A 20,786-nucleotide genomic window follows, 5' to 3' on the forward strand; every position below is an offset into this window, starting at 1 on the left:
TACTCGCCAATGACACGACATTTGCCGCGAGCCCTCACCGCCGAAACGAAGGAAGCACCGGCCTCAGAAGTCGATATCGATACGGACGTCGCGGTCCCAGTCCGTCGCCCAGCCGAGGTGATCGAGAGCGAAGTCGAGGATGCCCGCTGTGAAGCCCCACACCTTGAGAACTCCGACGTCGAAGGCCGGAGTGGTGAGCTTCAGATCCGGCCGGGAGAACGTGCCCCGATTGGCCGGTGCCACCAGGTCAGCGGCAGAGATTCGGTAGACGGAATACGACTCTGACTTGTCCATCACTCGCACCGCCCCCGGCTGCGCCCAGTACCCGATGACAGGGGTGACCTGGAACTTGCTGACGGGAATGTAGAGCGAGTCCATCTGCCCGAGCACCTCGACCGTCGAGGGCACAATCCCAGCTTCCTCCTGCGCCTCACGCAGTGCCGCAGCGGCCAAGGAGTCGTCTTCCGGGTCCCGCCCGCCACCGGGAAAAGCCACCTGCCCGGGATGGTTGCGAAGCGTGCTGGCCCGCTGGAGCAAGACGATATCGACATCGTCGACGCCGAAGTCAGCCAAGCGTGATGACTCGGCTCGGCCGGCGTCTGTGCGCGGTTGCCCTCCCCTGCCGAAGAGCATGAGGACGGCGGCATCATGCACCGAACCGTCGTCGGGAGCCTGAGCGAGTCGCAGCCATTCGGGTGAACCATTCGAGGCAGCCAGGTGTTCCAGTTGGGTTCGCAGCGTCTGATCGTGTGCGACGGAGTCATGCCCGCTCATCCCTTGCCCAGAGGTTCCCTGCCCTGTCAAACTCTGTCCCACCTGCGAATGCTCATACGCTTCGGCGCTCATGCTTCAGGCGCCATTTCGAATCGGAGCATCGCGCGCGCCTTCTCCGGATCCAGTTCCCCGGTCCCGAACGAGGGACACAAGGCCATCAATGGGCAGACTCCGCAGGCGGGTCTGCGCGAGTGGCAGATGCGCCGTCCGTGGAAGATGACGCGGTGGGAGAGCAGGGTCAGTTCTTTCTTCGGGAACAGTGCCGCGATGTCGTGTTCGGCCTTGACCGCATCAGTTTCGTCGGTCCAGCCGAGCCTGCGTGCCAATCGCCCCATGTGCGTGTCCACGGTCAGGCCGGGGGTGTCGAACGCGTTGCCGAGCACCACATTCGCGGTCTTTCGTCCGACACCGGCAAGCTTGACCAGCTTGTCCAAGGAGTTCGGAACCTCGCCGTCGTAGGTGTCGACGAGTTCGTTGGCGAGTTTGACGATGTTGCGGGACTTCGCCCGGTAGAAGCCGGTCGAGTGGATGAGCTCCTCGACCTCGATGAGGTTGGCCACCGCGAGGCTGTGCGCATCAGGGAAGACAGAGAACAGTCCCGGTGTCACCGCATTGACCCTGATGTCTGTGGTCTGCGCGGAAAGGACCGTGGCGATGAGGAGTTGGAACGGGGTCTCGAAGTCGAGCTCGCATTTCGCATTCGGGTACACCTCCGCGAGGATGCGATGAATCTTCCTGGCCCGTCGGGTCTTGCCCAATGGGGTTTCCTTGGCGAACTTCCGCGCGCTCTTCTCTGCCACCGTCAACACGACTCACCATCCTAATCCGTGCCCCGGATTTCCGCAGTTGCGTGCCTCACATCGCCGAGGTGGCCCTACACTGACCCGGCGAACGGGAACGTTCGCACGCAACCGTGGCCCACCTCGGCGAGGACGGAAGAAACGCAAGCAAAACCCCTTGTTTTGCACTAATGCCGCAAACTCCCGCGCCTTTGCTGGTATCAGCACCGTTGACCAGGTAGATTTATCTGTGATTACCACGACAAGGAGGACACAGTGGATATTGAAGTTGTGCGGGGCGCAACGCTCTTCGCAGGTTTGGACGATGAATCGACGAGCGCTTTGATGAAGTTCATGAACCCGCGGAGTCTCCGTCGGGGAACCGTGCTCTTTCACGAGGGCGATGCCGGTGACGAACTTTATATCGTCTCCAGTGGCAAGCTCAAGATCGGCCGCGAGTCCTCCGACGGCCGCGAAAATCTGCTCTCGGTCATCGGGCCGGGCGAGATCATCGGTGAGCTCAGCCTCTTCGATCCGGGTCCACGCTCGACCTCCGTCACCGCTGTCTCTCAGTCCGAGCTGCTCAGCCTCAAGCACGAGGACCTCACGACCTGGCTCGATGAGCGTCCCCGGGCCGCAATGAACCTGCTCAAGGCTCTCGCACAGCGTCTGCGCCGTACGAACGAGACCGTGGGCGACCTCGTGTTCTCCGATGTCCCCGGTCGTGTTGCCAAGGCTCTGCTGGACCTCGCGTCTCGCTTCTCGAAGCCGGCACCGGACGGTGTCCTCGTCGCACACGATCTGACGCAGGAAGAGCTCGCACAGCTCGTCGGCGCCTCACGTGAGACCGTGAACAAGGCCCTCGCCGACTTCGCAGCTCGCGGCTTCATTCGCCTCGAGGCTCGTTCCGTCGTCATCCTCGACATGGAGCGCATGCGCAACCGCGCCCGCTGATCACTGCGCGAATGCGGCTGAGATCTCAAGCCGCGGTCGCACGACAAGGAACTCCCCAGCTTTATGGCTGGGGAGTTCCTTGTTTTAAGAGTCGGCGAGAAGGTTTTTATGAGTCGGTCAGAAGCCGGGAGGTTGTTGCCCTCCGGAAAAGGACGATCACACTGAAGACTGCGATTATCCCGGCGACGGACATGATCGTGAAGTCGAGGGGCAGCACAGTGAAGCGTTCGTCCGACCATTCGGTTCCAGTGGCACCGACGCTGCACCTGATCCCCGGCGGGAAGAAGCTCGTGTCATAACCGAGTCCATGCTCGAGAGGTATGCCCTCTGGCGTGGCGGGACACCATGGCTGATCAGGGCTGCCGCGGTTGCTCAGCGAGTATCCGAGGCCCCACGTGTGGAAGAGCGTGAGCACGATGGCAGGCACGCTGAGCCCGAGATACAGCCGCGGACTGGCCCAGATTCGCCGTCTTGACCGTCGCTTCGTCCGACCGCCGCTCATCCGTCCTCGGGCATGAGCGCGCCGAGGTAGTTCAGCTGCGCCCGCACGATCTGCTCGGCTGCCCCACGGACGCTGGGATCAACGTCGTGGTAGACGATGTCGCAGACCGCAGATGCGGTCCTCGCTCCTTGCGCCAGGGCTGCCTTGACCTGGTCGATCCGCTCAAGCCGGTGGCTTCGGTAGTAGGCGAGAACCTCGGCGGGAGACTCGATCGTGGGGCCATGAGCCGGCTCGATGCTCACGAACACACCGTCACCGTGGAATCGGATCAGCCGGTCGAGTGACTCAAGGTAGTCGCTCAGAGACCCTTCCGGGTGGGTGACGATCGTCGTCCCCTCCCCCAGCACTGTGTCGCCGCTGTAGAGCACGTGATCGTGGATGAGGCTGATGCTGTCTATCGTGTGCCCCGGCGTCGACACGACCTCCATCATATCGGCCGTGTCAGTGCCGAATACGATCATGTCACCATCGGCTACAGGAGAGCTCAGGCGGGAGAACTTCTCAAGGACTGCGTACACGGGCACGTCCGGTGCCCATGCCTCCACGCTGCCCAGCATCTCCGAGTGGTCGGCATGCTGATGGGTGAGGATGATGGCTGAGAGCTTCCGCTCACCGATCTGAGCCAGAAAATTTTCCCGGTGCTCAGCCAGCTCGGGGCCCGGATCGATGAGTACTGCCGAAGTGTCGTCGGCTGAGGTGATGACGTAGGTGTTGGTGCCCGTCAGCGTCATCGGGGATGGGTTGTTCGCGCGGATCCTCATGATTCCTCGGTCTCTTCCTCGCCGGTTTCGGCATTGTTATCATCGTCGCTCTGGGATAGGAACCCTGGACTCTGGTCGTTCTCGTCATCGCCGACGGCGACCGCATAGTCACGCAGAGTGCCTTTTCGGTAGAGGTCGCGTCCCGGGTGGATGACGACTCGCCATTCACCGTCGTCATCGGTGACCTCGGGCCGCAGCGGATGCAGGTCACGGACCTGGGCCATGGCGGCTCCCACGCTGGGCACATCGACCAGGCTTTCGGCGATGATGCGTGTGCTCGCGCTGATCTTATCGGGGTCCCCACCGGCCTCGGCGAGGATGTCTGCTGGCCGTTTCCACCCGCCCGAGGTCTCATTCGGAGAGAGGAAGTCGATGTCCTGGCCGAAGGGCACTGTGGCCACAAAATAGGTGGTATCGAAGCGATGCAGCTGAGTTGGCGTGTTGATCCACCGCAGCCAGGGTTTGCAGAGATCCGGACGCAGCTTGAGATCACGTTCGCGCAGGATCTGAGACCAGGAGATTTCGCTGGAGAACAGCCGTGAGCGTGTTCCGCGCCAATCGGTCTGGGGTGCGGCGACAATGTCACGGTCGACGTCTTCGGCCAGCAGGACCCCCGTTGCGGCGAACGAGATGCGGGCCGCTGCTGAGAAGTGGTGCAGTGCCCGTGACTTGTTCTCGATGCTCAGAGTCCGTGCGCAGCGAGCCGAGTTCCATCCGGCCAGCGGCAGGTTGCGCAGGTCGCCGAGACGCAGATTGCTGACCGGGTAGGCCCAGCGGTTACGGTCTTCGACTCCTCTGGCATCAAGTTGTCGGGTGATGAAGGTTTCCAAGCCTTCGAGGGAGTCCCTGATCAGCACGATCGCCGAGGCGGGGCGTGGTGCTTCGGGGACCGGGAACCGCCCGTCGGACTGCCATTGGTCCAAGAGCCAACGCAGCTCCGACGAGACGGCCAGGGTACGTCCGTTAAACGGCATCGTCCTCGACCTCGACGACGACCTCGACCTCGACGGGGGTGCCGAGAGGAAGAGTGTTCACACCAACGGCGCTGCGCGTGTGCTGGCCGCGGTCGCCGAAGATCTCACCGTAGAGTTCGGAGACTCCGTTGATGACGGCTGGCTGCTGTGTGAAGTCATCGGCCGAGTTCACGAACCCGGTGACCTTGACGATGCGGACGATCTTGTCGAGGTCGCCGATGACGCCGGCAACCGCTGCGAGAGCGTTGAGTCCTGCGGTCCGTGCCAGGTCGTACCCGGTCTCTAGATCGACATCCGAGCCGATGTGGCCTATCGCGGGAAGTTTCCCATCGACGACGGGCAGCTGGCCCGAGGTGTAGACGTAGTTGCCGGTGCGCAGCGCCGGTACGTAGACGCCGGCGGGTGCGGCGACATCGGGCAGGGTGAGACCGAGTTCAGCAATGCGGTCTAGGGTCTTCGACATGGTAGGTCCTTCGATGAGGGTGTTTCAAGTCAGTTGGGTGCTCAGGCTTTGGGGCGCTTGAGGTAGGCCACGAGCCCGTTGTTGTCGGGACCCGGAATAACCTGAACGAGCTCGTAGCCGTCTTCGCCCCACTGGTCGAGGATCTGCTTCGTCGCATGGACGATGAGCGGCACTGTGACGTATTCCCACTTGGTCATGATTCTCCTTGAGTATCTGTGTGCCCGCGTCCCCGATGCGTCACCGGAGCGAGCGTCTGCATGGACGAAACGCCGATCGTTCTGCACGAGCGCGACCGGCGATCTTCGTCGTTTCCAACACTAGCCGAGAACCCGCAGCCCCACAGCCAGCCGTGCCACAGTGTGAAAGCCCACAGTGACGAGAACGGGGTGGAACGATCGTAAAGATCGTCCCACCCCGTTGTCTCTCAGGATGCCCGGCACTCAGTTGCCGCCGAGGCCCGGTGCTTCGTCCTCGTCGCCGCCACCGCCGCCGTTACCGCCGTCTCCTCCGCCACCGGTGCCGCCTCCGCCGTTGTTGCTGCCGCCGCCACCGCCGCCGGTTCCACCGCCGCCGTTGCCGCCGCCACCGTTCTGGCTGCCGGTGCCACCGCCGCCGGTGCCACCTCCGCCGCCGGAGCCTCCACCGCCCATGTACTTACCGCTCGGCTTGGGGAAACCGGTGTTGCCCTTGGTCTCCTTCACAGCCTGGCTCATATATGCCTGCCAGGTCTTACCGGAGATCGTGGCACCGTAGACGAAGCCGCGGACCGCACCCTGACCGTTAGTCCGCCAGTCGCGAGTGCCCACGGGGTCACCGGTCCACACGGCGGTCGACAGTGTCTTGGTGAAGCCAAGCAGCCAGGTGTGTCCGACATCGAAGTTCGTAGTACCAGTCTTGGCTCCCGCCGGAACGCCGATCTTCAGCTGACTTGTGGTGCCTCCGTTGAACGTCTGCGTCAGAGCGTAGGCAACGCCCTTGGCGACCTCCTTATCGAGGACTCGCTTGCAGCCTTCACCGGGCACATCGATGCTCTTGCCGTTACGGTCCTTGATCGAAGTGATCGGCTTCGGACCGCAGAACTCACCCTCGTTGGCGAAAGCGGCGAATGCCGCTGCCATGGCGATCGGGGTGGTCTCTGTTGTACCCAGGATCGACGACGGTGACAGCGCCTGAATAAATCCCTGCTTGTTCTTGAAATCGAGTTTCTCGCCGCTGCCGTAGCGAATGCCCAGGTCCATGGCTGTGTCCATGATCTTGCACATGTTGAGCTGGTTGCCCATTGCTGCGTAGCCGGTATTCACGGAGTGCTTCGTGGCTTCCAGCGCGGTCATCGAGCCCTTGCCCTCACCGTCCCCAGCGTTATTCGGGTCCCAGTCACCGCCCATGTTCGGGCAGCCATCGTACTTCCATGAACTCGCTGGGAAGTTACGCTTCGTGGCGTTGACTGTGGTGTTGAGGCCCTTGCCGGATTTCAGCCACGTGGCCAGCACGAAGGGCTTCCACGTCGAACCGACCTGGAAACCGCCCCCGCCGTTGTGCTTCCGGTCGACGGTGTAGTTGATGGACGTCTTCTTGTTCTTATCCTTCTTTTTGACATCACCGACCGTGTATTCGCGGTTCTCGGCCATGGCGATGACTTCGCCCGTGCCCGGTTCAATCGTCACCAGAGCATGTCCGGCACCGGACGGATCGCCCACGGGGACACGGCTCTTGATCTGCTTGTCCGCGATCTTCTGAATGTCAGGATTGAGGCTGGTCTTGATCGTCAGTCCGCCGCGCTGCAGGAAGGCGAGGCGTTCTTCAACGGTCTTGCCGAAGGTGTCGTCGTTCTTGATGACGTTTTCAACGTAGTCGCAGAAGAATGCCGCGTTGTTCTTCGCCGCCGAACAGCCGTTGGGAGTCTTGTGGATGTCGAGGTCGAGGTCGGTCTTGACCGCCTTGTCGTATTCCTTCTGAGTGATGTGCTTGTATTTGAGCATCTGTCCCAGCACCGTATTGCGGCGTTTGAGCACCTGGTCAGGGAACCGCTGCGGGTTGAAGGCCGAAGGGTTCTGCACAATGCCGGCGAGCATCGCAGACTGCTGAATATTCAGGTCCTTCGCGTCGATGCCCCAGTATTTGTGGGCCGCCGCCTGGACTCCATACGCGTTAGGTGAACCGGAGTAGTTGTTAATGTTCATGTAGCGATTGAGAATGTCCTTCTTCTCATACTTCTTCTCAACTGCAACAGCGAGCTTGGCCTCACGCAGCTTACGTGCGTAGCCGGCCGTGCCCTCTGACTCCTTGGCCGCAGACACGCCCTCTTTGTTCTCTTTGGCATGGGCGTTCTCTGCCAGCACGTTCTTCACATACTGCTGAGTCAGCGTTGAACCGCCCTGCGTCGTCGAGGACACCATATTGTGCACCGCTGCACGGGCGATGCCCTCGATATCGACACCGCCGTGTTCGAAGTACCGATAGTCTTCGACCGCGATCGTGGCGTTCTGCATGTTCTTCGAGATCTTGTCGAGGGGCACCTCGACGCGGTTCTGCCAGTAGAACTCCGCAATCTCCGACCCGTCGGAGGCAAGCATCGTCGATTTCTCCCCCAGATCCTCTACCTCCAGGGTCGCGGGAAGAGAGTTGAAGATCTCGACGGCACTGTTTGCGCTGGCAGTAGCTACACCGACTCCGGGGATGGCAAGACCAGCTGCGACGATTCCTGCCACCGCACTCACTGCGACGAACTGGAGGAACGCACCGGCCTTGGTCGGATTCGGATTTGACTCAGGAGACACCATGCCAACCAGTTTAACTAATATGAGTTGTGCAAATTCTCAAAAATCGTTGAGAACGTCAGGCTCTGGGAACCAAGGTCAGGAGGCTGACCTCGGGACGGCAGGCGAAACGCACCGGTGAGAAGGGCGAGAATCCCAATCCTGCGGATATTTCGACGAGAGATTTCCGGTAGGGAAACAGACCTCTCGCGCGTGTCCGATCGAGGTCGCAGTTCGTTACCGGTGCACCCCAGAACGGCACTCGGATCTGTCCCCCGTGAGTGTGCCCGGTCATGATGAGGTCGGCCCCCGCCGAGGCGAACGCCTCCAATGTGCGCGAATACGGCGCATGGGTCACGCCCACCTTCACGCCCGCCTCGGCGGCAAACCGCGGAGACGCAAGACTCTCGCCATTTGCGGCGACGTCGTCGCTGAACCCCTCCTCGGGGCTGACCCGGATCCTGTCGCGGTCGATGTGGGCGTCACCCAACCCGCAGAAATCTATTCGGGTCCCACGGATATTCATGGTCGCCTCGGCGTTGTCGAGGAAGTGCCATCCCCGGGACGCAGCGGGCGTGTCACTGCCTTCGAACCCGCGGATAAGCGCTTTGACATCAAGATCGGGCTCGACGCGGTGTTTCACCTCAGAGGGTGAGCGCAGGTACTTGGCTGGATTCTTGGCCGTGGGTGAGAAGAAGTCGTTGGACCCGAGGACGAAGACGCCGGGAACATCGAGGAGTCCGTCGAAGACGTCGAGGACGTCCGGCACGATATCGGCAGAGAGGTTGTCCCCGGTGTTGACGACGATATCTGGCTCCAGGCGTGTCAGCGCCTTGACCCAGGCGGCCCGGTGTTTCTGCCAGGGGGCCAGATGCAGATCAGAGACGTGCAGCATCTTGATGCGCTCTGCCCCGGCAGGCAGGATCGGCAGGGTGTGGCGTCGGATGGCGAAGAGGTGCGGTTCGATGACCGCACCCCAGATGCCGGCCGCCGCGGGGATCGCGAGGGCTCCGGCGAATAGTGCACGCTTCTTCATTCGTCCAACTCTAGTCGGACTCAGGGTCTGCACTCGCCCAGTTGGGACCGGGCTCAACTGGGGAACGCCACCGGCTTCTCATGCTCATCGGCGGCACGCGCCGTGCGGCGACGATGCAGATGCTTCATCCGGCGCTGCCCAACGAGACGGCAGACGACGTAGATGAGGAAGGAGATCGTGGTGACGAACGGGCTGATCGGCACGACCGGAGAGCCGAGTGCGATGAGGATTCCACCGACGGAGGACGAGACGGCGAAGATGACGCTGAGCACCGGAACCCACACCGGGGATGCCGAGAGCTGGGTGGCCGCCGCGGCCGGAGTGATGAGCAGAGCCAGCACCAGAAGGACGCCCACGACCTGCACGCTCAACGCCACGGCCAGGCCGAGGACAAGCATGAACACGATCGTCAGCCCGGACACCGGCACACCTTTGGCACGTGCCACCTCGGGGTCGAGGCTGGCGAACATGAGGGGCCGCCAGATCACAACGAGGACGAGGAGCACGATCAGCGAACACACGACGAGAGTCATGATCTGGCCCGGCGTGATTGCCACGATCTGGCCGGTCAGCAGCCCGAATTTGCTGGCGGCACGGCCATCGTAGAGAGCGAGGAACAAGATCGCGAGGCCCAAGCCGAAGGGCATGAGCACACCGATGATGGCGTTCTTCTCTGATGCTTTGGCCCCTCCCACGCCGATGATGAGCGCGGCGATGATCGAGCCGATGATGGATCCGCCCACCACGTCGAAACCGATAAGAAGAGCGAACGCGGCACCGGCGAATGAGAGTTCGGAGACTCCGTGGACGGCGAAGGGAATGTCGCGGGCCATCACGAAGACGCTGATGAGACCCCCAACGACGCCGAGCAGTCCGGCTGCGATGAGCGAGTTGGACAGCAGCGCCACCAATTCGCTGTAGTCCTCGAAGGTGAACAGACTGCCGAAGATCTCCTGAGCCGTCATCAGATCGCACCTCGTTCCGTGCTCATCTCATCCTCGTGGATGTGGTGGTCAACGCATTCGGCTTCGCCGCCGACGACGATGAGTCGCCCGCCCACGCGGACCACCTCGACCGGGGAACCATAGAGCCGGGTCAGCGATTTGGTGGTCATCACCTCGGCGGGAGTGCCGACGAGGAAGTGGCCGCCGACGATGTAGAGCACCCGGTCGACGTAGGGCAGTATCGGATTGATCTCGTGGGTGACGAAGACGACGGCAGTGTTGCGTTTGAGTCGCTGCTCATGGAGCAGGCTGGCCACAACCTTCTGATGATGGATATCTAAGGACAGCAAGGGTTCGTCGCACAGCAGCACTGAAGGGTCGTTGGCCAGGGCTTGAGCCACGCGCAGGCGCTGCAGCTCACCGCCGGAAAGCGTCCCGGCCGGAGCGTCTGCATAATCGCAGGCACCGACTGACTCAAGAAGTTCATCGACCTGTTGGCGACGTCGCTTCAAGAACCGACCTGGCCCCCAGCGGTGGCCGTCGATGCCCATCCGGACCAGATCGCGACCGCGCATCGGGGTGTGCGGATCGATTCCGCGCTGCTGGGGAATGTAGCCGATGGCCGAGTTTCCCGCGTGGACGTGCCTGCCGTTGACCTCGGCCGAGCCGGTGGACAGCGCATGCTGGCCCAGCAGCACCTTGAGAAGCGAGGTCTTTCCTGTCCCGTTCGGGCCCAACACCGCTACGAACTCCCCCGGTGAGACATCGAGGTCGAGGTCGTGCCAGAGCACACGCTCTCCGAACCGCAGCTCGGCATCGCGCAGTCGGATCACCGGTGGGTGCTCGGCACCTGCGGTTCGCTGGGGAGAAACGTCGTGATCAAGGGCCATTCTCAGTGTTCATGTCCTTCGAGCGCAGTGGAGATTTCGGTGATGTAGTCGCCCATCCAAGCCGCATAATGCGCACCGGCCGGCATCGTCTCACCGAGGTCGACGACCGGAACATCGGATTCCTCAGCCGTGGATTTCAGCTGCTCTGCCTGTGGACCTGCCGCCTGAGTATTGTACCCAAGCAGCAACGCGTCACCAGATGAGATCTGTTCCTCGGCCTTCTTCAGAACCAGCGGCGGCACATCATTGCCCTCCTCCACGGCTTCGAGGAACTCATCGGAGGTGATGTTCTTCAGTCCCATGTCCGCAAACAGCCACAGCGGCACGGGCTCAGTGGTCGCAACCTCATCACCCTCATGCTGGTCCCGAGCGTCATCGATCTGTGACTGCAGTTTCTCCAGCGTCTTCGTGTAGTCGTCTGCGTTGGCTGCGAAGTCATCCTTGTGTTCGGGATCCGCCTCGCCGAGGTGGGTCGCGACCTCGTCAACCAGCTTCGTCATCGTGGGGACCGAATACCAGAGATGTTCGTTGAACTCCCCGTGTGCGTGATCGTGGCCTTCGTCGCCATGATCGTGGCCTTCTTCTTCGCCATGATCATGGACGTGGCCGCCACCGCTGGCTTCCTCATCACCGTGCTCATGCGATTCGTTGCCGACACCTTCAGAACCGGGCAGTCCGGAGATCGAGACTGTGTCGATGGTGTCGACCTCGACGTCGGATGCTTCAAGCATCGTGGTCATGAACGAGTCATAGCCGCCGCCGTTCTGGACGACCAGATCGGACTTCGACAACATCAGCCGGTCATGTGTCGTCGCCTCATAGGAGTGCGGATCCTGATTAGGATCGTCGATGACTGCACTCACCTTCGCGAAGTCGCCCGCCACCTGGGACACGATGTCGGCGTAGACGTTGGTTGAGGCGACGACCGAGAGCTCTGTGGACCCAGAGGCCTGCCCTCCGCACCCGCTCAGTGCGGCAACAGTGCTCAGAGCGATAGCCCCGGACATGATGCCGAGTAGGGAAGAGCGCATGAAGTGCCTTTCAGAGAGTGAGCGAAGATCGGTATGTCAACGACGTTCACATTACTCAGCCCGAAGGCTCACCACTAATATAAATATTTATATATAGCAACTTGTTTATGTGTACCGCTGTCGGGGGTCGATCAACGCCGATCTCGAAAAGATCGTCGCCGGCGACGATGAATTCCGACTCCGCGTTGATCGCCAGCTGCGCACCGGGCCGCGCAACGTCGAACCGCCCGGGAGCATCGGCTCCCGGGCGGTTCGTTTCAGCTCAGAGCTCAGGCCGCCTGTGACTCGACCTTCTTCGCCAGCAGCGCCGCGATCTGAACCGTGTTCAGAGCAGCACCCTTGCGCAGGTTGTCGTTGGCAACGAACAGGACGAGACCCTTGCCTGCCGGGGCAGACTGGTCGGCGCGGATACGGCCCACGAAGCTTGAATCCTTGCCTGCCGCCTTCAGCGGTGTGGGCACATCATCAAGCTCGACCCCGGGCGCCTCGGTGAGCACTTCCGTGGCCTGGGCAGGGGTGATCTCGGAGTCGAACTCCGCGTGGATGCTCAGGCTGTGTCCTGTGAACACGGGAACGCGCACGCAGGTTCCTGCCACGAGGAGATCGGGCTTGCCCAGGATCTTGCGGCTCTCGTTGCGCAGCTTCTTCTCTTCGTCGGTCTCAAGTTCACCGTCATCAACAATGGACCCGGCCATGGGCAGAACGTTGAACGCGATTGGTTCGACGTAGTTGTCCGGGGCAGGCAGGTTCACGGCACTGCCGTCGCGAGCTAGCTTGCGGGAGTCGGCGACGCCGGCCTCGAGCTGACCGGCAAGTTCCTCGACTCCGCTCACGCCTGAACCGGACACTGCCTGGTAGGTGCTGACGATGAGTCGCTGGAGGCCAGCGACGGAATCGAGCGCCTTGAGGACCGGCATTGCGGCCATCGTGGTGCAGTTCGGGTTGGCGATGATGCCCTTGGGTAGTGTGTCGAGGGCCTCCGGGTTGACCTCGCTGACGACCAAGGGAACGTCAGGGTCCGAGCGCCAGGCCGAAGAGTTATCGACGACGATGGCGCCCACTGCCGCGAATCGCTCCGCCTGGGCACGGGATGTGGCTCCACCGGCGGAGAACAATGCGATGTCGAGCCCGCTGGGGTCCGCCTCGGCGGCATCTTCGACGGTGATCTTCTCACCGTTGAACTCGATGACCTTGCCCGCTGACCTCGCCGAGGCGAAGAGCCTCAGGCTGTTGATCTCGAATCCAGGATTGTCTGCCAGCAGGTCAAGCATGACGCCGCCTACCTGGCCTGTTGCTCCGATAACTCCGATATTAACGCTCATCGTCCGGTACCTCCGTAAACCACTGCTTCGTCGTCTTCACTGTCGAGTCCGTACGCGGCATGCGCGGCACGGACGGCGTCGTCGAGGATGTCTGCTCGTGTGACGACGCTGATGCGGATCTCCGAAGTGGAGATCATGTCGATGTTGACCTGGGCGTTGCTCAGGGCCTCGAACAGGATGGCGGTCACGCCGGGGTGAGAGCGCATGCCCGCACCGACGACGGAGAGCTTGCCGATCTGGTCGTCGTAGCGCACCTGGTCGAAGCCGATCGAGGCCTTCACCGCGTCCAGGGCTTCGAGCGCCTTGGCGCCGTCATCCATCGGCAGGGTGAAGGAGATGTCCGTCTTGCCGGGCTCGCGCGTGGAGATGTTCTGGACGATCATGTCGATGTTGATCTCCGTGGTGGCCATGGTGGTGAAGATCTCGGCGGCCTTGCCGGGAACGTCGGGAACGCCGACGATCGTGACCTTGGCTTCCGAGCGATCATGGGCGACTCCGGAAATGATTGCCTGTTCCATGTTGGACTCCGTTTCTGATACCGCTGGTGCCGGGGCCTTCGATCCCTTTGCCGGCCGGAAGGCTTCAGGAATGGGTGAGTCGGTCACCCAGGTGCCTTGATTTCGTGAGAATGAGGACCGCACGTGCACCGGCACGTTGTAGCGGCGGGCGTATTCGACGCACCGTAGCATGAGGACCTTGGCGCCCGAGGCCGCCATCTCCATCATCTCCTCGTAACCGATCTCATCGATCTTGTGTGCGCTCGGCACGATGCGGGGGTCGGCGGTGAAGACACCGTCGACGTCGGTGTAGATCTCACACACGTCGGCACCCAATGCCGCCGCAAGGGCAACCGCAGTTGTATCCGATCCGCCGCGTCCCAGTGTGGTGATGTTCTTCGCTGTCTGGCTGACCCCCTGGAACCCGGCCACGATGGCGACATATCCCTGATCGAGTGCCGAGCGGATGCGACCTGGCGTGACGTCGATGATGCGCGCTTTGCCGAACTGCTCATCGGTGATCACACCGGCCTGCGAACCGGTGAATGACTGTGCTTCCTCGCCGAGGTTGGCAATCGCCATGGCCAGTACTGCCATGGAGATGCGCTCACCTGCAGTGAGCAGCATGTCGAGTTCACGGGCTGGGGGCATCGGAGAGACCTGTTGGGCCAAGTCGATGAGATCGTCGGTGCTGTCTCCCATGGCCGACACCACGACAACAACTTCGTGACCGGCCTGACGGTTCTCGACAATTCGCTTGGCCACCCGCTTCACCGATTCCGCATCGGCTACCGAGGACCCGCCAAACTTCTGGACGACTATGCTCACTGCAGTCTCTTCCTTATCGCTGATAAGTTCCGTGCCGGGCGATCGATTCCATGATTCCAAACATGGTTGCCTCGTGCTTGCATCGATCAGGATTTCAGCCGTGTCGGCTCTCCGGCACCTCGACCATTGTATGAGGTCAGCCGCTTCACTTCACCTTCGCCCATCATTCAGACACCGCTCAGGTCCTCAAGATTCACGTGGCGGATCAGCCGAAATCCCCGCGCTTTCGGCGATCTCGGGTGGGCGCCGATGATGCAGCCTGCTCGTCTCATTCGGGTCTGACGTTGACGGTGAAAAGGTCGCCAGGCTGACAATCCAGCACTTGGCACAGTGCGATGAGCGTGGAGTATCTGATGGCTTTGGCGCGGTTGTTCTTGAGCACCGATAAGTTGGCTAAGGACACGTCGACGAGCTTCGACAACTCGGTGAGGCTGAGCCCTCTCTGTGTCAGCAGTGAGTCAAGATGACAGACGACGTGCAGCGATTCGAATTCCTCGACCATCAGACGAGTCCCTCGAGCTCTTCCTGGGCCTTCTGCCCCGACTTGAAGCAGCGGCGCAGAAGCTCAAGTCCGCCGAGTATTCCCATCACAATGAAGGCCTGCACAGTTGATATACCAGGGCCGACATCCTTGGCGATATCGAGATCACGAGAAACCAGGTTGCTACCGAGAACCATAGCGATGAAATACACCAGCCATCCGCTGGCGATGCACCATTCGAGAACCCCCAGCGCCTTAATCGAGCGGGTGGTAAATGGATCGCCTTTGGCGATATCCCTGATCACCGGCACAATCGTTATCGCGCCGGCGAGGAGTCCGAGAATGAGGCCGATCTTCGCGACGAGGAGAAAGACTATCGCCTCGGTGGCGAGATCGGTCGTCGACGCAGTGATCTGAGTCAGGCCGCTCAGTGTTGCAGTGGCTCCGGGGAAGTCCAGTGCCGCCACAGTCTCGGATTCGAATTCGAGCGGCAGCTTGATTTGCCGATGGACCAGATCGGCAATCAACTCTGTCACGGCATAGATCACGTAGAAACTGATCGCCATCCCGACCCAGAGTTCGTAACCCGACCCCAAGGCCTTCCGCTCGGCAGCGCTGTCTCCCCGCTTCATCCCGCCCTTGGGGTTTCCGATGACGGTATCGTCTGGTTCCTCGGGCGGTTCGTCGCCTCCGTTTTCCTGTGTCATGATCCTGCCTTGTCTCTTCGGCAAACCTCTGTGGACCTCCGAACCGTCGGCCCGAATCCACCGCATCGATTTGCAAATAGTTATCGCTAGTCGATATATCGATAAACAATATATTTCACGATAATCGATATGGCGTCAAGGACGGGGCTCGAACGATCAATGACAGAAGGAGACGCTCCCTGACGACAGGAAAACGATCAGCAGAGGCGGGGCTCTGGAGTCAGCTCAGTCCATTTCGCGACGGCCGGAGAACGCGCGGCCCAAAGTGACCTCATCGGCGTATTCGAGGTCGCCGCCGACCGGCAGTCCCGAGGCCAGCCGCGTCACAGTCACACCTAGCGAGTTGAGCAGCCGCACAAGGTAAGTGGCCGTGGCTTCGCCCTCGAGGTTGGGGTCGGTGGCGATGACACATTCCTTGACTTCGCCGTTTTGCAGACGCGGCATCAGTTCCTTGATGCGCAGGTTGTCGGGACCGACTCCTGCCATGGGGTCGATCGCGCCGCCGAGGACGTGATAGAGCCCCCTGTATTCGCGAGTGCGCTCGATGGCGACGACGTCCTTCGGTTCTTCGACGACGCAGATCATCGAACGATCGCGGCGCGGATCCTGGCAGACTGTGCACTCAGTCTCCTCAGAGACGTTGCCGCAGATATCGCAGAAACGCACGCGCTTCTTCACATCGGTCAGAGCCTGGGCCAGGGCGCTGACATCGGCCGATTCGGACTGGAGAATGTGGAACGCCAGCCTCTGCGCAGACTTCGGGCCGATGCCCGGAAGTTTGCCGAATTCCTCGACCAGGTCCTGCAGGGCACCTTCGTAAACCGCGCTCATACTTCTCTTTCATCAATGATTTCGCCGCCGAGGACTCGTGCGATCACAGCCACTCCGATCTGTGGGGCCTCGGAGATGTCAAGGTCCGTCTCCGGATCATACTCGTCCTCGTCGGAGCCGGAGGCCTGGGGTTGGGCATCCGCGTCGGCGTCAATCGCCGCGTTTCCAGTCAACGAACCGTCCGCATTCTGCGGGTATCCGTTCCCTCCCGAGGCGGCCTGGGGCTGTGGTGTGCTGCCGCCGTGCTTCTCGGCAAGAGCAGCGAACCGGGATTTGAATGGCTTCGCACCCCCATGTCCCTGCGGTCGTGCAGCCTGTGGTGGCGGTACCTGAGGCTGTGACTGTTCGGGTGGCTGTGCCGCAGAATCCGACAATCCCATATCCGCATCCGCGTAGTCACCGAGGAAGTCGAGATCATCATCTTCCGGTGGAGGCACAACCAGTGCCCCGACTTCCACAGCACCCGACCCCGCACTCGTGGCCTCGTCGCTTGGATCTGGCGACTGAGCTTCACGGTCTGGGGACTCGCCGAGGTTCGGTGCCCCATTGCTTGGCCCGTCGCTTGGTCCATCGTGCCAGGTCGGTTCCTCCCACTGTGGCTGCACGTACTCCATCGGCGCTTCCGATGCCGCTTGCGCGACAGTGGGTGCTTGGGACGTAGTCTGCGTCGGCGAGTCCGATTGCTCATCCGTTGCGTAGTCGGAGGGTCCGCTGAAGAAATCATCGTCAGAGAGATCGGGTACGACGATATCCGAGTCCGGGGCTGACTCTTCCGACACTGGGTCAGCGGACGCCGCTGGCTCTTCGCGCGTGGACGATGGGGTGTCTGGCATGGCAGCACTGTCCGAGGCCGGCCCAGCAGCACTGTCCGAGGCCTGATAGGCATCCGGTGTGAATTCGTCGGCCGAAGCAGGCGCTCCTGCCGGAGCGTCGTTGGCGTCGCTGGGTGTTTCCGCCGATCGATCGGGTTCGGAGCCAGTCGGTGACGGTGGTGCCTCATGTGTCGCCGGCGGTTCTCCCTCCTCGTCGTCATCGGACCATGGGCCCTGAGGTGAACCGCTGGTCTCCCAGAATTTCTCGTGATCGACCTGTGGCTTGTCGACCTCGCGAGTACCGACGACCGCGGCCACTTCCTGCGGACTGGGTCGTCTCTGCGCGGGGGCTGGCCCCCGGTTGCCGGTGGTCTCGTTCACAGTCGGCACCGAGGCACCCTTGCCGCTGGTTCCGCCTCCGGCACCCGTCTGACTCGAACTTCCGCCGATGCGACCGACATCGCCGATGTCGATGCGCGCCTGAATGCCGAGGACATCGTTGATCGCCATCGCCAGTTTCGCTGCGTGGTCTCTCTGCTGGAAGCCCTGAACCGAACCCGCGTTGTTGAATCCGAGGTAGACAACACCATCGGAGTACGACTGCGGGATTGCATTCGCAGCAATGATCGCCCTGGTCAGGCGGCTGCGTTTCTCGACGGCGGCAAGGATGCTCGGCCAGGCCCGTCGAATCGCTTCGATTTCGCCACCGATGTTTCCGGCACCAGCCACAGTTCCAGTCTCCGAAGCAGAGTCTGCTTCTGACGCCGACTGTTCAGACGGCCCGTTCGTCTCCTGCTCATTCTGGGGCTGAGGCGTTCGGGCCTGTTCAGACGGAGGCTGAGTAACCGGAGGCTGGGTAGCCTGGCTCGCTGGTGCAGGAGGCCGCGAAGTCTGCTCCTGAGGCGCAGGCTCGGCCACGGGCTGTTCGCGAGGCTCTTCCTCGGGGACGGACGGCCGAGATTCCGAAGATTCCTGAGGACTGTCCGCGGGAGTCGAGGCCGGTGGCTCGTTGAGCATGGATTCCGCAGCGGCAGCCATCTCGGCAAGGTCGTCGAAATCATCGCGCGGTGCTGGACTCGAGGACTGCGCCGCAGGCGCCTGACTCGGCGCTGACTGCCCCTGACTTTGCGCTGGCTGCCCCGAATTCGGCTGCGCTGTGGCGTTCTGCCCTGCATCCTGTGGGACAGCTCCGGCCTGCGGAGCGACTGCCGTCTGTGGTGCGGCTTCTCGCTGCTGGACACCGACATCCGGCTGAGCTGCTCCCTCTTGCGGGGCAGGGGGAATGTTCGCGGCCGTTCCCGAAGCGGACATGCCGATGCGGCGTTCCATCCGTTCGACACGGCTGAGCACGGCGTCGCGACTGCGACCCGAGCCGGGCAGAAGGATGCGCGCACAGATCAGCTCGAGCTGCAGCCTCGGCGAGGTTGCTCCTGACATTTCGGTCAGGCCCTGGTTGAGCAGGTCCGCCGCTCGAGAGAGCTCTCCCTGGCCGAAACCTCTGGCCTGCAGGGTCAGTCGCTCGAGGCGGTCCGGAGGGACCTCCGGCAAGAAGGCATGAGCCGCCTCGGGGGCAGCATTGATGACGATGAGGTCGCGCATGCGTTCGAGCAGATCCTCGACGAAGCGACGCGGGTCCTGTCCCGATTCGATGACCCGCTCGACGGCACGGTAGACACCGCCGCCGTCGCCGGCGGAGAAGGCATCGACGATGTCACTGAGCAGGGAGTCAGGTGTGTACCCCAGGAGCGCGATGGCTCCGGCGTAGTCGACGCCGTCGGGACCCGAACCGGCGATGAGCTGGTCGAGCACGGACAGGGTGTCACGCACGGATCCGCCGCCGGCGCGCACGACGAGCGGCAGCACACCCTTGGCAACCTGCACACCTTCGCGGTTGCACAGGTCTTCCATGTAGTTGCCCAAAGCCTCGGGCGGGACCAGGCGGAACGGGTAGTGATGGGTTCGCGAGCGGATTGTGCCGATGACCTTCTCAGGCTCGGTCGTCGCGAAGATGAACTTGATGTGAGGCGGCGGCTCTTCGACGATCTTGAGCAGCGCGTTGAAGCCCTGCGAGGTCACCATATGGGCCTCATCGAGGATGAAGACCTTGTACCGATCACGGGCCGGGGCATAGATCGCGCGCTCACGCAGGTCGCGGGCATCGTCGACGCCGTTGTGGCTGGCTGCGTCGATCTCCACGACGTCGAGCGAACCCGGGCCGCCGTTGGCCAGGTCCTCACAGCTCGGGCACTCACCACAGGGCACCGGAGTCGGCCCCTTGGCACAGTTGAGACACCTCGCCAGGATCCGTGCCGAGGTGGTCTTGCCACACCCTCGGGGGCCGGAGAACAGGTAGGCATGGTTGATGCGGCCACGTTCGATCGCGGCCTTGAGCGGATCGGTCACATGCTCTTGACCGATGACCTCATCGAAGGTCTCTGGGCGGTATCTTCTGTACAGTGCGGTGGACACATGCTTAGCCTAATGCCAACGGCTGACACGACACACGCACCCGTTCCTCGTCGCCATCGTGAGCTTGCGCCCACTGTCGTTGTGGACAAGCGCGTGAATCGGGCACGATAGAGATCATGAGCAACTCCTCCTCCCATTTCCCTGACGACGATCATGCCGAAAACGATCCGGCGAAGACCTACCGCATCGGGCACAAAGAGCGTGACGAAGCGATCGAAGTCCTGCGCGAAGCCGCCGGCGACGGTCGCATCACGGTGGAGGAGCTCGACGAACGCATGGAGAAGGTCCACGCTGCCCGCTTCCCGGTTGACCTCGACGAGGTCCTCTCCGACCTCACCATCCAACTGCCCTCTGATCGATTCCGTCCCGGTAGCGCTGTCGCCCGATCGACTCCTGCGGGCCGGGCCATCGACTCAGGCAAGCCGTTGGTCATCAAGGCCGGCTGGGAGAGCGACCTCCGCCGCGGGCGGTGGCAGGTCCCGCCCTACATCAGGTGCGAGCCGTCGATGTCGAACGTCGAACTGAACTTCCTCGAGGTCGAGACCGACCTTGAGGTCATCCATGTCGAAGTCGTCGCCGGAATGGGGTCGGTCGTCGTCGTCGTTCCCGATGACTGGGCCGTCAACGTCGACGACCTGTCCAAGTCCTGGGGCTCGGTGAAGTCCGTGGTCAACGCTGTTCCAGAGGGCCGCAAGCCGATCATCGAAGTCACCGGCTCGATCGGCATGGGTTCCTTCCGGGCCCGCTTCGCGAATTTCCTCGACCGTCGTCGGATGGCCAAGTGATGGAGCCGGGTCTCGGCGCCGTCATCTTCCTCATCCTGACCATCATCGTGGTCTTCAGCGTGGGTGCCTTCCTCGTCTACCGGGTGATGAATCGTCCCAACGCACACATCGGCTCCCGCCTGCCCACAGAGGATCCCAACGCCGAGGTGGGACCTGAGGACGGATCGGACCCTCCCTCGAATCCTTGAAA

21 protein-coding genes are annotated in these 20,786 nt (G+C 62.1%); 3 read left to right on the forward strand and 18 right to left on the reverse strand.

Annotated features, from left to right (window positions below):
• Nucleotides 1-63: 63 nt before the first annotated feature.
• Both INT40_RS15875 and nth read right to left on the reverse strand, forming a co-directional pair.
• Nucleotides 64-846 (reverse strand): NUDIX hydrolase, encoded by a 783-nt coding sequence (locus tag INT40_RS15875; protein ID WP_193096499.1) that lies wholly within the window; start codon nucleotides 844-846, stop codon nucleotides 64-66.
• Nucleotides 843-1,583 (reverse strand): endonuclease III, encoded by a 741-nt coding sequence (gene nth, locus INT40_RS15880; RefSeq protein WP_193096500.1) that lies wholly within the window; start codon nucleotides 1,581-1,583, stop codon nucleotides 843-845. The genes INT40_RS15875 and nth overlap by 4 nt, the downstream gene beginning before the upstream one ends.
• Nucleotides 1,584-1,829: 246 nt before the next feature.
• On the opposite strand from nth, the gene INT40_RS15885 reads away from it, so the two are divergent.
• Nucleotides 1,830-2,507, forward strand: a complete 678-nt coding sequence (locus INT40_RS15885; protein ID WP_101570727.1) for a Crp/Fnr family transcriptional regulator — start codon at nucleotides 1,830-1,832, stop codon at nucleotides 2,505-2,507.
• A gap of 106 nt (nucleotides 2,508-2,613) precedes the next feature.
• Here the strand turns inward: INT40_RS15885 and INT40_RS15890 are convergent, their stop codons facing one another.
• The 16 genes from INT40_RS15890 to INT40_RS15965 all read right to left on the reverse strand — a co-directional run bounded on the left by INT40_RS15890 (nucleotide 2,614) and on the right by INT40_RS15965 (nucleotide 19,811).
• A complete protein-coding gene (locus tag INT40_RS15890) occupies nucleotides 2,614-2,922 on the reverse strand; it encodes a hypothetical protein (protein WP_193096501.1) in 309 nt (102 codons plus the stop codon).
• 83 nt (nucleotides 2,923-3,005) lie between these two features.
• Nucleotides 3,006-3,770 carry an MBL fold metallo-hydrolase gene (locus tag INT40_RS15895; RefSeq protein ID WP_193072015.1) on the reverse strand — a complete coding sequence of 255 codons (765 nt, stop codon included), beginning with the start codon at nucleotides 3,768-3,770 and terminating at the stop codon, nucleotides 3,006-3,008.
• Complete coding sequence (locus INT40_RS15900) at nucleotides 3,767-4,744, reverse strand: hypothetical protein (RefSeq protein WP_193072014.1); 978 nt, start codon at nucleotides 4,742-4,744, stop codon at nucleotides 3,767-3,769. Before INT40_RS15900 ends, INT40_RS15895 begins: the two co-directional genes overlap by 4 nt.
• A complete protein-coding gene (locus INT40_RS15905; RefSeq protein ID WP_101570734.1) occupies nucleotides 4,734-5,207 on the reverse strand; it encodes a RidA family protein in 474 nt (157 codons plus the stop codon). The genes INT40_RS15900 and INT40_RS15905 overlap by 11 nt, the downstream gene beginning before the upstream one ends.
• A gap of 41 nt (nucleotides 5,208-5,248) precedes the next feature.
• Nucleotides 5,249-5,404, reverse strand: coding sequence for a hypothetical protein (locus INT40_RS15910; RefSeq protein ID WP_180958932.1), 156 nt, complete (start codon nucleotides 5,402-5,404; stop codon nucleotides 5,249-5,251).
• A 243-nt stretch (nucleotides 5,405-5,647) separates the two neighbouring features.
• The gene (locus tag INT40_RS15915; RefSeq protein ID WP_101570736.1) at nucleotides 5,648-7,987 is read right to left on the reverse strand and encodes a transglycosylase domain-containing protein; all 2,340 of its coding nucleotides are present in this window, start codon (nucleotides 7,985-7,987) and stop codon (nucleotides 5,648-5,650) included.
• A gap of 55 nt (nucleotides 7,988-8,042) precedes the next feature.
• On the reverse strand, nucleotides 8,043-8,999 hold the full coding sequence (locus INT40_RS15920) for a metallophosphoesterase (RefSeq protein WP_101570737.1): 957 nt from the start codon (nucleotides 8,997-8,999) through the stop codon (nucleotides 8,043-8,045).
• A 53-nt stretch (nucleotides 9,000-9,052) separates the two neighbouring features.
• Nucleotides 9,053-9,964 (reverse strand): metal ABC transporter permease, encoded by a 912-nt coding sequence (locus INT40_RS15925; protein ID WP_193072013.1) that lies wholly within the window; start codon nucleotides 9,962-9,964, stop codon nucleotides 9,053-9,055.
• On the reverse strand, nucleotides 9,964-10,833 hold the full coding sequence (locus tag INT40_RS15930; protein ID WP_193072012.1) for a metal ABC transporter ATP-binding protein: 870 nt from the start codon (nucleotides 10,831-10,833) through the stop codon (nucleotides 9,964-9,966). Before INT40_RS15930 ends, INT40_RS15925 begins: the two co-directional genes overlap by 1 nt.
• A 2-nt stretch (nucleotides 10,834-10,835) precedes the next feature.
• Nucleotides 10,836-11,864 carry a metal ABC transporter solute-binding protein, Zn/Mn family gene (locus tag INT40_RS15935; protein ID WP_193072011.1) on the reverse strand — a complete coding sequence of 343 codons (1,029 nt, stop codon included), beginning with the start codon at nucleotides 11,862-11,864 and terminating at the stop codon, nucleotides 10,836-10,838.
• Between the two features lie 269 nt (nucleotides 11,865-12,133).
• Nucleotides 12,134-13,186, reverse strand: coding sequence for an aspartate-semialdehyde dehydrogenase (locus INT40_RS15940; RefSeq protein ID WP_193072010.1), 1,053 nt, complete (start codon nucleotides 13,184-13,186; stop codon nucleotides 12,134-12,136).
• Nucleotides 13,183-14,511, reverse strand: a complete 1,329-nt coding sequence (locus INT40_RS15945; RefSeq protein WP_101570747.1) for an aspartate kinase — start codon at nucleotides 14,509-14,511, stop codon at nucleotides 13,183-13,185. Before INT40_RS15945 ends, INT40_RS15940 begins: the two co-directional genes overlap by 4 nt.
• Before the next feature lie 268 nt (nucleotides 14,512-14,779).
• Entirely contained in the window at nucleotides 14,780-15,013 is a 234-nt protein-coding gene (locus INT40_RS15950) for a helix-turn-helix domain-containing protein (protein WP_193072009.1), read from the reverse strand.
• On the reverse strand, nucleotides 15,013-15,699 hold the full coding sequence (locus INT40_RS15955; protein ID WP_193072008.1) for a DUF2975 domain-containing protein: 687 nt from the start codon (nucleotides 15,697-15,699) through the stop codon (nucleotides 15,013-15,015). The genes INT40_RS15950 and INT40_RS15955 overlap by 1 nt, the downstream gene beginning before the upstream one ends.
• Nucleotides 15,700-15,924: 225 nt before the next feature.
• The gene (recR, locus tag INT40_RS15960; protein WP_101570751.1) at nucleotides 15,925-16,530 is read right to left on the reverse strand and encodes a recombination mediator RecR; all 606 of its coding nucleotides are present in this window, start codon (nucleotides 16,528-16,530) and stop codon (nucleotides 15,925-15,927) included.
• Nucleotides 16,527-19,811: a DNA polymerase III subunit gamma and tau gene (locus INT40_RS15965; protein ID WP_193072007.1), complete on the reverse strand. Its 3,285-nt coding sequence runs from the start codon at nucleotides 19,809-19,811 to the stop codon at nucleotides 16,527-16,529. Before INT40_RS15965 ends, recR begins: the two co-directional genes overlap by 4 nt.
• Nucleotides 19,812-19,927: 116 nt before the next feature.
• Here INT40_RS15965 and INT40_RS15970 point away from each other — a divergent pair, with 116 nt between their 5' ends.
• A complete protein-coding gene (locus INT40_RS15970; RefSeq protein WP_096158358.1) occupies nucleotides 19,928-20,596 on the forward strand; it encodes a DUF1707 domain-containing protein in 669 nt (222 codons plus the stop codon).
• Entirely contained in the window at nucleotides 20,593-20,784 is a 192-nt protein-coding gene (locus tag INT40_RS15975; RefSeq protein ID WP_125177998.1) for a hypothetical protein, read from the forward strand. Before INT40_RS15970 ends, INT40_RS15975 begins: the two co-directional genes overlap by 4 nt.
• Nucleotides 20,785-20,786: the final 2 nt, after the last annotated feature.

It is taken from the genome of Brevibacterium sp. FME17 (genome assembly GCF_014897515.1).
Classification (GTDB): Bacteria; Actinomycetota; Actinomycetes; order Actinomycetales; family Brevibacteriaceae; genus Brevibacterium.